The sequence below is a fragment of the Rhodococcus sp. NPDC003383 genome (assembly GCF_053589115.1).
The window spans coordinates 352,885-365,229 of sequence record NZ_JBSFRG010000001.1 but is presented as its reverse complement, the minus strand read 5'-3'; the positions used below and the strand labels follow the sequence as shown (position 1 = coordinate 365,229).

Genomic DNA, 12,345 nt, shown 5'->3' with positions numbered 1-12,345 from the left:
CGGCACCGAGCGAGTGTCGTCGTGGCAATCGGGGCGAATCCCACTACCCCACAGGAAGATGGGAACCGCAGCCATTTGGGTGGAGCGCAGACGAGAGTGGTGGTTCACTTGGAAGCCAGGAGGCGAGGGTGGCGTTGGGTCCTCGCGGGGATGGTGGTGGTTCTGGCACTCGTGGTGGCAGGCTGGTTTGTTTACGTGCGCCCGCCACGAGACGAGGTGCACCCGGCCGACGTGATCGTTGTGCTCGGCGGTCCGGGCGTCGCGCGGTACTCCGTCGGACTCGAGTATGCGCTGGACGGGTACGCCCCCCGTGTAGTGATATCCAATCCGATCGGATCCGAAAGTGTTTGGCTCACCGACCTGTGTACCCACGAGCGGTACGACTTCGCCGTTTCGTGTTTCGAACCCGATCCGCCTACGACACGGGGGGAAGCGCGCGAGCTTCGCAGCTTCGCGCAATCGGAGGGGTGGCAAAGCGTCATCGTGGTGACGCAGACCCCCCACATCACGCGAGCACGCTACATTCTCGGGCGGTGCTTCGACGGTGACCTGATGGTTGTCGACAGCCAGGAGGATCTGTCCGCCTGGGATTGGGCTTGGGGCTATGCGTACCAGACGGCCGGGTACATTCGAGCGGCACTGCAGTCCGGGTGCTGACAGACGAAAGTCCCCCGACAGCGGGGTGCCGAGAGTCGATCATGCTGTCCACGAACACCCCGCTCATTCAGCGCATGTCGGCTACTCTCGGGGTGTGTCCACCGGCATCACGGTCGCGATCGTCGGCATCAACTACGCGCCGGAGCCGACCGGAATCGCTCCCTACACGAGAGGACTGGCGGTTGGACTAGCTCGACGTGGGCATCGTGTCCACGTGTTCACCGGTCAACCGCACTACCCGCAGTGGACCCGGATGGACGGTTACCGTTCCATGCGATCGGAGGAATCGCTGGAAGGGGTGCGCGTGAGGCGATTCCGCCATTTCGTCACCCGTCACCCCACGGCGATCAAGAGATTGATCATGGAACTGACCTTCGGACTGCAGGTGAGTACGGCGAAACTCCTTCGGCCGGACGTTGTGGTGTGCATCAGTCCGCCGCTGCTGACGTCCGCCATGTGCGCGGCCCGCATCCGGCTGACACGTCATCGACCACCACTCGGGATCGTGGTTCACGACGTATACACTCGCGCCTTCGCTGAGATGGACATGGGTGGCGGGTTTGTCGAGCGTGCTGTCGAAGGGCTGGAATCGTGGACTATGCGCGCGGCCGACGGAATCGCGGTGATCCACGGCGGATTCGCAGCCGACATGATCGACCGGTATCACGTCGATTCGCGTCGGGTCCGAGAGTGCCGCAACTGGACTCATATCACCCCGTCCGATCCCGCCGCCAGTGCCGCGTTCCGCGCCCGGCGCGGGTGGAGCGACAACGAATCTGTCGTTCTGCATGCCGGGAACATGGGTACCAAGCAGGGCCTCGAGAACGTGATCGCCGCGGCGCAGTTCGCTGCTGCGCAGGGTCTACCCCTCCGATTCGTATTGCTCGGAGACGGCCACCAGCGGCAGTACCTACAGAGAATGAGCACCTCCGTTCCATGCCTCGAACTGGTCGAACCCGTACCGGAGAAGGACTTTCCGGCGGCGCTGGGTGCAGCAGATCTGCTGCTGGTGAACGAACGCCCAGGGGTTGCCAGGATGTCGATGCCGAGCAAGTTGACCTCGTACTTCGCTGCCGGCAGGCCGATCCTTGCGGCAACCGGTGAAGGAGGCTTCACTGCGCGGGAGGTTGCCGCTTCAGGGGCAGGGGTGTGCATTCCGGCCGGGCGTGCGGACATCCTGGTCGAGGAAGCGATGCGAATTGGACAGGATCGTGACCTCGCACGCCGGCTCGGTGAGGCCGGGCGCCGCTATTGTGACGTGATGCTGTCCGAATCTGCGGCTCTCGACCGGTACGAAGAGTGGATCAGAGGCCTTGCTGCCGGTCGGCTCGAGGAGCAGCGTTGACGCCACGACGCGCCCTCATCACCGGCATCACAGGTCAGGACGGGTCGTACCTTGCCGAGCTACTACTCGGTAAGGGATACGAGGTGCACGGCATCATCCGCCGAAGTTCCACCTTCAACACCAGCCGGATCGACCATCTCTACGCCGACCCGCACCAGCCGGACGTCCGACTGTTTCTGCACCACGGCGACCTTCTCGAAGTGTCGCGAATTATGGTACTTCTCAATCGAATCCAGCCGGACGAGGTGTACAATCTCGCTGCGCAATCCCACGTCCGTCTCAGTTTCGACGAACCCGAGTACACATCGGAGGTGACCGGACTCGGCACGCTCCGCCTCCTCGAGGCGATACGGCAACTCGGCCTGGAGTGCCGCTTCTATCAGGCGTCGAGTTCGGAGATGTTCGGAAGTTCCCCGGAGTCTCAAGACGAGCGATCTCCGCTGAGCCCGCGATCGCCGTACGGGATTTCGAAGGCGTATTCCTACTGGGTGGCTCGAAACTATCGTGAGGCGTACCAGCTCTTCACGGTGAACGGCATCCTGTTCAATCATGAATCACCAAGACGCGGACCGACTTTCGTCACCCGCAAGATCACTCGAGCTGTTGCGAGAATCAAGGCGGGATTGGACCGGTACCTGTACCTCGGGAATCTCGATGCCGTGCGCGATTGGGGCTATGCCCCCGAATATGTGGACGGAATGTGGCGAATGCTCCGAGCGGATGAACCTGACGACTATGTGCTTGCAACGGGAACAGGTAGTTCGGTTCGGGACTTTCTGGCGCTGGCATTCGAGTACGCCGATCTCGACTGGGAACGTCATGTTCGATTCGACGAAAGCTACCTCCGCCCGGCGGAGGTCGATTCGATCATCGGGGACGCGTCGAAGGCGCGTTCCGAGTTGGGGTGGGAACCGCAAGTTACGCTTCCGGAACTGGTGAGAATCATGGTCGACGCCGATATCCGGATGTTGGAAGCCGGTAGAGATTCCGGATGGATCGATCGACCCCGCTGGCCGGACAACGAGGGTTACGTTCGATAGTCCTGCTGGTGTTCGACAAACCACTGGTAGGTCGACTTGATGCCGTCCTGCAGCGGAATGCCGGCAGTCCACCCGATCTCCGTCATCCTTCGGATATCCAAAAGTTTTCGCGGTGTTCCGTCCGGCTTCGTATCGTCCCAACGAATCTCGCCGCGATACCCACTGACTTCAGCGACAAGTTGCGCCAGCTCGGCGATACTGTGGTCCACCCCGGTGCCGACATTGACGGGCTGATCGTCGTCGTAGTGTTCGAGCAGGAAGTGACACGCGCCGGCGAGGTCGTCGGCATGCAGGAACTCGCGGCGCGGACGGCCGGTACCCCAGCACGTAACGTAGTTCGAACCGTCCGCTGCGGCGCGATGAAATCGCCGAATCATCGCCGGAAGCACATGGCCGTTCTCGGAATGGAAGTTGTCGTGGGGACCGTAGATGTTGGTCGGCATCGCGCTGATGTACGGCAATCCGTACTGCTGCCTGATCGCCCTCACGTGCTCGATACCGGCGATCTTTGCGACTGCGTAGGCTGCGTTCGTCGGCTCCAACGGACCGGTGAGGAGCGCATCCTCGGAGATCGGCTGAGCGGCGAACTTAGGGTAGATGCAACTCGAGCCGAGGAAGAGGAATCGTTCGACTCCGGTCGCCGCGGCAGCGTCGAGCAGATTGACCTGAATCCTGAGATTGTCCGACATGAAATCCGCAGGTCGGCGCATGTTGGCCCCGATGCCGCCGGTGCGCGCCGCCGCGTCGATCACGACCTGCGGGCCGGTGGCCTCCAGGAAATCGAGCGTCTTGTCCCGATCGCGGAGATCGAGTTCTGCGGAGTCGCGACCGATCAAGTGCCGATATCCGGCACGGCTGAAGTGCCGCCAGAGCGCCGAGCCCACGAGGCCCCGGTGTCCCGCGATGTAGATGCGGGTATCGAACGGCAAGTGACCGGCAACCACAGATGATGATTGTTCCAGACTTCCGGGATCGAGCGTCCGGGATCGGTGTCTTTGCTACCTTGGTCCGTTTCGGTATGCGAATCCTCGAATCGTCGGCAGTTCGTGCACCCCTGTTTCCACATCCGGGCAGGCCCGTTCCGCCCGCGTCGGCGACATCCGTCTCGCGGAGAAGGGGTCGTCCGGCGCTCGTCGGCAATGGTGAAGCAGCACGAAGCAGCACGAGCGTGACGATCGAGCCGTTACGATTGAACGACCCGATGCCGACGACCGGGACGCCGAGGAGTGGCGATGGATCTATTCGACGTCGCAAAGTCCTGCGCTCGCCGCTGGTACGTGTTCCTGCCGCTGATGGTTGTCACCGTGTTGGTCGGTTACCGCGTGTACGCGGGTGTCGAGCCGGTGTACTACTCGACCACTACGCTGGGGCTGGCGAATCCGAGCGTTTCCGTGGTGCCCGCCGACAATGAAGTTCGCAGCAATGGACTGGTCGATGCAGGTGGAGCGGTTCTACTCATCAACTTGCTGGCGATGAGCCTCAAGGATCCTGCTGTGACTCAGCAGATAGCCGAAGCCGGTGGCATCTCCGACTACACTGCCACCGTTTTCGAAACGGGGCTTCCGGGAAACCAGTTGCCTCTCGTGACGATCGAGGCAACAGCCTCCGATCCGGAAACATCCAAGAAGACAGTCGAGTTGGTTGCTGCTCAGAGCGGACCGTTGCTCGAGCGAGTGCAACGGTCGGCCGACGTCCCGCCGGACCGGATGTTGATCTCTTATACCGTGGTACCGCCGGTGGACCCGCAACCTGCCACACCCAGCCGAACGCGCTCGACTGTTGCTCTGATGCTCGTCGGCACCGGGTTGTCGGTATTCGTCGCGGTACTGTTCGATGTTCTCGTCGTGCGTCTAAAGACGAAACGCAACGATCGGGATCGGGTGTCGGACGTCGTGGAGGGCGGTCAGGACCGAGATACGGACAGCGATCGAGAGTGGACGCGCGTCGGCTCTCCGGCAGGTAAGGGTTCGCCCGGGGGCGAACGGCCGTGACGTTCTCGGGGGAACGCTCGTTTGTACCGGACCTCCCACCATCGGCTCCGCCGCTGCCCGAACGCGAGAAGACACCGTGGCTCGCAGCGGCGTGCGCCCTGATCGTGCCGCTCATCCCGACGCCGGCCGTCTTCCCCGGGCCACTGCGGGGCCATGGATCGCCGGCGCGGATGCTGGGCTATCTCTGTCTTGCGCTCGTTGTCGTCGGATTCGTTCTCGCGCGCCGGAACTCGGCCGAACGGACTCGCAATCCGGGCACGATGATCATCGTCGCGTACTTCCTCCTGCTGTTTCTCACATATGGAACGGGTCTGCTCGATCCGAAGAATGCCGTCATCGAAGCGAGCAAGACGCGCACGATGCTCGTGATGTGCGCCCACGTCGGGGTCGCGTTGTATGTCATGAAGTCCGTCAGGACTTCCCGTCAAAGGTCGATCGTCGTAGGGTGTCTCGTCGCGAGTCTGAGTTATGCGTGTGTCGTCACACTGTTCCAGGCGTTCAGCGGAGTCGATCTGCGTGATCTGCTTGTACCCCCCGGCTTCACCGAATCCTTGGAGGAGATCGATTTCTCCAGCCGCGAAGGATCCCGTCGGGTGTTCGGAACCTCCCAACACGCGATCGAGTTGTCGGTCCTTGCGGTGGTAGGGGTCGTCTTGAGCCTGCACCTCGCGCGGTACGCGATCAAACCGTTGCATCGACAGCTTTCGGTGATCGCGTGTGTCTTGGCTGTCGTCGCGATCCCGACCGCGATCTCGCGGTCGGGAGTCGTCGCACTCGCAGCGGCATTGCTGGTGTATATGTTCGCGTGGAATCTGCGGGCGATCGCGAACGCTGTGCTGGTGGGACTCGTCATGCTGGGTATCTACCGGCTCCTGTTGCCGAACTACCTACAAGCCCTCTGGTATTCGATCATCTACGCGGAGCGCGACACCAGTATCTCGACCCGTACCGAGGATTACGCGGTTGTGGGTGAGCAGTTTCGCGAGACCCCATGGTTCGGGTTGGGACTCGGCGGCTACCCGCCGACCGAGTATCGGTATCTCGACAACGAATGGTTGCAGGCGATCGTGCAAGGAGGGCTCGTGGGGGTGGTGGCCCTCATGCTCCTCTTCGGGGGTATTGCCGTCGCGATGACCGCGGCACTGCGTCGTGTCGCCTCCGCCAAGGACCGCAACATGGCTTACGCACTTGGTGCGGCTCTCGTCGGAATTGCTTCGTCCAGTTTCACTTTCGATCTTCGTTCCTTCCAGCAGATCACGCTGGTCTTCTTCCTCCTGTATGGACTGCTGTGGTCCTTCGCTTCGGTCCCGAATCCCCAGCCCGCGCGTGACAGCTAGAAAGAACATCACGAGTCGGCGGCAGCCGACACTATGTACCGGCGGATGTCTGTGGGTGTATTGGAACGGGATTGAATGTGTATTGCGACGTCGTCAGCCCCGATCGATTCCAGGAACCGATCCGCGCCGGTCTTGTCGAGCGGAGCGGAACCCCAATGGCTGTGACACAGCGTGCTGGAGCGTGTAAACGATCGCTCTTCAGGGGTGCCGAGATGGTCGACGAACACGCCGTACAAGAAGTACTCGGAGAATCGCAGCTCCCGGGCCACCGCGGACTGCCAGTCGCCGGTAGTCGTGTCCTCGACACGCCGTTGTACCTTCCTGACGATCCGGGGATCCCAGGGAACGAATGATGTGATGTAGTCGGTAACCGAGTCCGACTCGTGCGCCTCCAACCCGAGAAGTCGGGTTGCTGTGCGGTGCCATAGGTGATGCTCGCTCATTTCGGCACCGATACCGCCCGGCAATCGGTAGAACCTGACCGTGCCGTCACGGAGGAAGTCGGATACATCGATCGGACGGATCAGGACAACGTCGGAATCGATGATCAGGACCACATCGGCGTCGATTCGGCTCGCCGCATCGAGCTTGAGGATTTGCTGGAGGATCCATCCGCGTACCGGTGGCCATGGCCGGGCGAGGTTGACGGCCGTGATTCTGGGGAGTTTCGACATTCGGGGTATGTGCCGTAGCAGGCCGGCGAAGCCGTATGTCGATATGAAGGTGGACGGTAGATTTTCGTCCTCCGGATGGACCCTGAGTTTGGGAGAGTCGATCTGCGAGAACGCCGCGAAATCACGGTTCGGCACGAGGACGTGATGAACAACGTCGTCGGCTGTGTAACGGCACACCGACGCATGCAGTTCCGTGAAGTACGGCAGGTCCGGGAGATAGCTCGGCGTCAAGATCGCGAGGACGGCCACTTCGCGCTCCTTTCGGTTCGTCGACCCGAGCGGGTCGTGCGAGAGCGGTGCCTGCGGACTGCGGCTCGCGCAAAGGGTCCCAGCGGTGAGAACTCGAGTGCGGACCGTGCCGACGCTTGCATCTTGTGGATGCCGCGCAAGCCCGGGCCGGCTACGAGACCGTAGGCGACGTCGACATACCCGGTCATGACCCGTCGCTTGTACTCGTCATCACCGCGGCCGAGGTCGATACGAGAGACCCCGGTGGCTACCGCGTTGGCTATCAGCTCATGCATCAGAATCCACCCGGGGGCGTACGCGCGGAACTCGGGATCGTAGACAGGGAACCACCAGTGAAGCACCGATGCCGACCGGATACCGAAGTGACCGGCCACGATTCGGTCTCCGACGAAGACACCGGACAGGACACCCGAGAAGTCCGGATCGCGGACGCCGAGCAGGACCTCCAGCAATTCGCGTCTGCCCGGTGCAGTGAAGTGATCCCGTGCCCCGCTTGCCCGATACTGCGCACGTTTCATCTCGATGACCTGCAGCAGCACGTCCCTGTCCGTCGAGTTCGGTTCGAACCTCAGTTCACCGTATTCGTTGGACAACTTGCGGGCACGGCGCCGCGCTTGCGCGAGATTGGCCCGGCCCGACTTGGACGCGCGCGCAAGATATCCGTCCAGACCGCCGTCGACCTCCACGTACGGTGATCGACGGAAACCGTCCACATACTGCGTGAAATGTAGACCGGGGTCGACCAGGTGGTCGAAGGCGAGCGCACGCACTCCCAGTGCGCTCAGCGCGGCCCGAGGATCGAAAAAAGCTCCCGGACCGACCATCGGTCCCTGGAAGTCGGCGCCGGGCCAGCCCACCGGGCGGGCGGTGCGCGCCGAACATTGGACCGCGAATACGACGTCGGCGCCGGCCAGTACTGTGACATCGCCGTGGACCGAGTGCACAGCGGCTGCGAACCGCGGGTCGAAGTACGGGCTGTCGTACAGGGGGCTGGTTGCACGAAGTCGGCACCAATCGGCGAGGACGTCGGGAGGCAGCTTATCGAAGGCGTACGCGGTGATCACAGCATCCGCTTCCAGCTCGGCGTCGAGGGACATCCATCTGGCCGCTCGGTTCCGGAAGGCACCGCCTTGTCCAAGTTCACCACCCGATGCCGAAATAGGACTTCTCTTGTCGACGTTCCTCGGCGCCTGGCAGGCGAACCAGGTCGACTATCACGCATTCGTCACCGACACGGTCGGCAGCCGCTGCCACAGAAGCGTCGCTCGATCCAGCGATGAATACCTCACAATGATCGAGAACCTCGTCGACATCGTCGGTGAGGACCTTCTCGAGGTGAGGTAGACGGTCCTCGATGCAGGCCCGATTCGCACCGATCAGCCGCGACACGGCAACTTGCGAATCGTAGACGCGGACGTTGTATCCCTTGCCGATCAATTGCTCGGCGAGTTCGACCATCGGGCTCTCCCGTAGGTCGTCGGTACCGGACTTGAAGGCGAGGCCGAAAATTCCCACTCGTCGACGGCCCAGGGAGATCACCAGGTCGATCGCGTGGCGGATCAGTTTCTCGTTGGAAGGCAATATGTTTGCAAGGACGGGGACTTCGACGTCGTGTCGACGCGCAAGATAGTTGAGCGCGCGCACGTCCTTGGGTAGGCACGAGCCGCCGAACGCGAACGCCGGCCGTAGATAGGCGGGACTGATGTTCAGTTTCGAGTCGGCGAGAAATATCTCCATGAGGTCGTAGGAGTCGAGGCCGAGAGCCGCACACAGGGAACCTATTTCGTTCCCGAAGGTCACTTTCAGGGCATGAAAGCTGTTGTCCACGAATTTGGTCATCTCGGCGATGGGGATGGGGACGTGAAATCTCGGTCCTCCCAGCCCATCGAAGATGCTCATGACCTCGCTGCCGCTGCGGTCGTCACTCTGTCCCACAACTGTCTTCGGCGGATCGAGGAAGTCGCGCACGCTGCTGCCTTCGCGGAGGAACTCGGGGTTGACGCAGACGCCGAAGTCCTTCCCGGCCTGTTTTCCGGAGGCGCGTTCCAGAAGTGGAATCAGAAGGTTCTCGCAGGTGCCGGGCAGCATCGTGCTGCGGTAGGACACCACATGCCAGCCGTCCTTGGTCGCCAGGGCCGCGCCGATGGCGCTGCTGACCCGCTCGAGATATGCGGTGGACAGACCTCCTCCGGATGTGGAGGGCGTGCCGACGCAAACGATCGTGATGTCCGAAGCACGCACTGCGTCTGCGGGATCGTCGCTGACCGTCAGGAGGCCCGATGCTACGACCTCCGCAGTGAGCTCGCCGATACGTTCCTCTATGACGGGAGCCCTACCCTCCCGGAGGGCTGCGGTCTTGGCCGGGTTGACGTCGACTCCGATGACTCGGTGACCTCGGGAAGCGAGACACGCGGCCGAAACGCAGCCTACGTATCCGAGTCCGAACACGCTCAACACGGGTTTTTCTGTAGCGGTCACGTCGACCTCGCTGTGCGTCTCCACGGCTCCGTCGTACTGCGATTGAGCGAACGCATTAGCTCTCGCTCAACGCAGTTGTTCTCGACTCGGCGCCCCGGTGTATTGCTACCTGTGGTGGTCGCGCAGGTGGCGGATTATCGATCCAAGGTATCACGGTTCAGAAGCCCCAGCAGTGCCCTCGGCCGAATCGGTTTCGTTCCTCGAGGAGACCATCGCGGCCGACGATCACCGGTCCGGAACAGTCGGTCATAGAAGTCGACCAGGTTGTTGCTGGAGACGTTCCACGAAAGTTCGCTCTCCACGCGCTCCCGACCGAGTTCGCCCATCTTCCTGCGCCGGTCCGGATCCTGAAGCAGATCGTCGATGGCGGTCGCGAATGCTGCGGTGTCGTTCGCCGCTACGTAGAGCGCGGAATCGCCGGCAGAAACGCGTGCTTCCGCCAGGTCGAACGAGACGATCGGGCGCTCCATCGCCATGTACTCGAGAACCTTGTTCATCGTCGACACATTGTTCAACGGGTTGAGGGGGTCCGGAGACAGGCACACGTCCGCGGTGGAGAGGCATCGCTCGACGAACTCGTCCGCAACGCGGCCGGTGAATTCGACGGTGTCCGAGAGTTCGAGTTTCTCGCTGAGCGCGACCATCGCATCGAACGAGTCGCCGGAGCCCATGAAAATGCAGTGCGCATCACGACGGCCGAGTTGGTACTTCAAGTGTGCGAGCGCATGAAGTGCATAGTCGACGCCGTCCTGCGGTCCCATCACGCCGAGATACGCGAGAAGGAAGCGTTTTCCGCGGAGCAGTTCGGGATCGCGGTCACATCGTACGAAGCGGTCGAGGTCGGGGGCGCTCCGAACCACCGTCACATGCTCGGGTCGCATGCCGCCGCGGTCGATCGCTGCGCGCCGGTAGCTCTCGTTGGTCGATATCACCGCGTCTGCAGTCGCGAAGGTGAGGCGCTCGAGAATTCTTGTCCCCCAGTACAGTATGCGATGTCTGTTGCCGAAACGGGACCGAAACAGTTCCGGCACGAGGTCGTGATGATCGAATACGAACTGCGCTCCGGTCAGGCGAAACATCAACCCCACGAGGAAGAGGAGATCCGGAGGATTGCATGCGTGTACCGCGTGCACGGGCTCCTTCCTTTGCACCTGAACCGCGAGTCGGAAGGTGTGCCAGAGGGCGAGCGAATATTCGCGTAGATATCCCGAGGGCCCGCCTTCGGCGGCCCGAAGCGGGTATCGCAGGATGCGAACGCCTTCGATGGTTGTCTCGGGTTCGTCGTCCCGTCCGCTTCCCATAGGGCAGATAACCGTGACCGTGTACCCGGCAGCGACGAGTGTTCGGCTTTCCTGCCACACTCGACGGTCGAACGGAACCGACAGGTTCTCGACGAGGATCAGGATATGGCTCATCCGTGGGTCACCGCCTCATCAGCCTGGGCTCCCGGATGTGGCCCCGACGTTCTCCGCGGTTCCGGAGTGACGACATCGAGGCTGCCGGTACAGTGACGTTGCCACCAAGAATAGTAGACGGTCGTTGATGCGCATGACCTTTTCGCGACCGCCTGGTCCTCGGGACCGCAGGTGAATCGAGAGAACCGGAGCGTCCGGTGGGCAACGAGGGATGTTTCGTATCCGGCGACGAGTGGGCCGACGTCGCTGTTGTCGTCGTGACCTACAACAGTGCACGGGACATCCGGAATCTCCTGTCGGATCTCCGGCGCGACGCGCGGCACCTGGCACTTCGCGTGATCGTTGTCGACAACGAGTCGGCGGACGACAGCGCCGACATCGTCGCCGCCGAGACCGACGTCATTCTCGTCCGTGCCGGGGGCAATCTGGGGTACGCGGGAGGAATCAACCGGGCTCGGCGCCATATCGGTAGGTGCACGGGCGTGCTCGTGCTCAACCCGGACCTTCGATTGCGTAGGCATGCGATCGACAGACTTCTCGACTCGCTGAGCACGCCTGGCATCGGAGCTGTGGTGCCGCTGAACATCTTTCAGCACAGCAAACAGATCGATCCGACACTGCGCCGCGAACCGTCCATCTCTCGTGCCCTGGGCGACGCGATTGTCGGTGGACGCCGATTTCCTCGGCGTCCATCCTGGTTGTCGGAGACCGAGCTCCTCCCGGAGTGTTACACGTTCGCACATTCTGTCGACTGGGCTACCGGCTCGGCCATGATGATCCGTGCGGACGTCGAACGGGCAGTAGGGAACTGGAACGAGAACTATTTTCTGTACTCGGAGGAGATCGACTATTGCCGTCGCATCCGCGAACAGGGAAGACTGGTCTGGTTCGAGCCGGCCGCCGTCGTCGAGCATGCCGGCGGCGGCTCGGGAACATCCGCCGCTCTTTCGATGCTGGCAACGGTCAACCGGGTCCGCTACATCGAGGATTGCCATTCCCGGCCGTACGCCCTCGCCTTCCGCGCAGTGATCGCATTCACCCAAGCGATACGGGCGCACCGTCCTGTACCGCGGGCATCCCTCCAAGTCGTCCTCAACCGGGAGCGATGGAGGGATCTTCCTCACGCAACACAGAGTTGATAAGATTCGCCATGCCTTCG

At 62.2% G+C, this 12,345-nt stretch carries 11 protein-coding genes; 6 read left to right on the top strand and 5 right to left on the bottom strand.

Annotated elements, in window-relative coordinates; translation table 11 throughout:
* Positions 1 to 150: 150 nt before the first annotated feature.
* From ACWDTS_RS01635 to gmd, 3 genes are all read left to right on the top strand, one after another.
* Entirely contained in the window at positions 151 to 657 is a 507-nt protein-coding gene (locus ACWDTS_RS01635) for a YdcF family protein (protein WP_450117437.1), read from the top strand.
* Between the two features lie 94 nt (positions 658 to 751).
* On the top strand, positions 752 to 2,002 hold the full coding sequence (locus ACWDTS_RS01630; protein WP_450117436.1) for a glycosyltransferase: 1,251 nt from the start codon (positions 752 to 754) through the stop codon (positions 2,000 to 2,002).
* Positions 1,999 to 3,042, top strand: coding sequence for a GDP-mannose 4,6-dehydratase (gene gmd / locus ACWDTS_RS01625; protein ID WP_450117435.1), 1,044 nt, complete (start codon positions 1,999 to 2,001; stop codon positions 3,040 to 3,042). The genes ACWDTS_RS01630 and gmd overlap by 4 nt, the downstream gene beginning before the upstream one ends.
* Here the strand turns inward: gmd and ACWDTS_RS01620 are convergent.
* Entirely contained in the window at positions 3,030 to 3,986 is a 957-nt protein-coding gene (locus tag ACWDTS_RS01620; RefSeq protein ID WP_450117434.1) for a GDP-L-fucose synthase family protein, read from the bottom strand. The genes gmd and ACWDTS_RS01620 overlap by 13 nt on opposite strands.
* 288 nt (positions 3,987 to 4,274) lie before the next feature.
* On the opposite strand from ACWDTS_RS01620, the gene ACWDTS_RS01615 reads away from it, so the two are divergent.
* Together ACWDTS_RS01615 and ACWDTS_RS01610 are read left to right on the top strand one after the other, a co-directional pair.
* Positions 4,275 to 5,033: a hypothetical protein gene (locus tag ACWDTS_RS01615; protein ID WP_450117433.1), complete on the top strand. Its 759-nt coding sequence runs from the start codon at positions 4,275 to 4,277 to the stop codon at positions 5,031 to 5,033.
* The gene (locus ACWDTS_RS01610; RefSeq protein ID WP_450117432.1) at positions 5,030 to 6,370 is read left to right on the top strand and encodes an O-antigen ligase family protein; all 1,341 of its coding nucleotides are present in this window, start codon (positions 5,030 to 5,032) and stop codon (positions 6,368 to 6,370) included. The genes ACWDTS_RS01615 and ACWDTS_RS01610 overlap by 4 nt, the downstream gene beginning before the upstream one ends.
* Before the next feature lie 8 nt (positions 6,371 to 6,378).
* Here ACWDTS_RS01610 and ACWDTS_RS01605 read toward each other — a convergent pair whose 3' ends face one another.
* The 4 genes from ACWDTS_RS01605 to ACWDTS_RS01590 all read right to left on the bottom strand — a co-directional run bounded on the left by ACWDTS_RS01605 (position 6,379) and on the right by ACWDTS_RS01590 (position 11,186).
* On the bottom strand, positions 6,379 to 7,293 hold the full coding sequence (locus ACWDTS_RS01605) for a DUF6492 family protein (protein ID WP_450117431.1): 915 nt from the start codon (positions 7,291 to 7,293) through the stop codon (positions 6,379 to 6,381).
* Positions 7,272 to 8,390 carry a GNAT family N-acetyltransferase gene (locus ACWDTS_RS01600; protein ID WP_450117430.1) on the bottom strand — a complete coding sequence of 373 codons (1,119 nt, stop codon included), beginning with the start codon at positions 8,388 to 8,390 and terminating at the stop codon, positions 7,272 to 7,274. Before ACWDTS_RS01600 ends, ACWDTS_RS01605 begins: the two co-directional genes overlap by 22 nt.
* Before the next feature lie 43 nt (positions 8,391 to 8,433).
* A complete protein-coding gene (locus tag ACWDTS_RS01595) occupies positions 8,434 to 9,795 on the bottom strand; it encodes a nucleotide sugar dehydrogenase (protein ID WP_450117429.1) in 1,362 nt (453 codons plus the stop codon).
* A 110-nt stretch (positions 9,796 to 9,905) separates the two neighbouring features.
* A complete protein-coding gene (locus tag ACWDTS_RS01590; protein ID WP_450117428.1) occupies positions 9,906 to 11,186 on the bottom strand; it encodes a glycosyltransferase family 4 protein in 1,281 nt (426 codons plus the stop codon).
* Positions 11,187 to 11,383: 197 nt separating this feature from the next.
* Between ACWDTS_RS01590 and ACWDTS_RS01585 the strand changes: the two genes are divergently transcribed.
* Positions 11,384 to 12,325 carry a glycosyltransferase gene (locus ACWDTS_RS01585; RefSeq protein WP_450117427.1) on the top strand — a complete coding sequence of 314 codons (942 nt, stop codon included), beginning with the start codon at positions 11,384 to 11,386 and terminating at the stop codon, positions 12,323 to 12,325.
* Positions 12,326 to 12,345 lie beyond the last annotated feature (20 nt).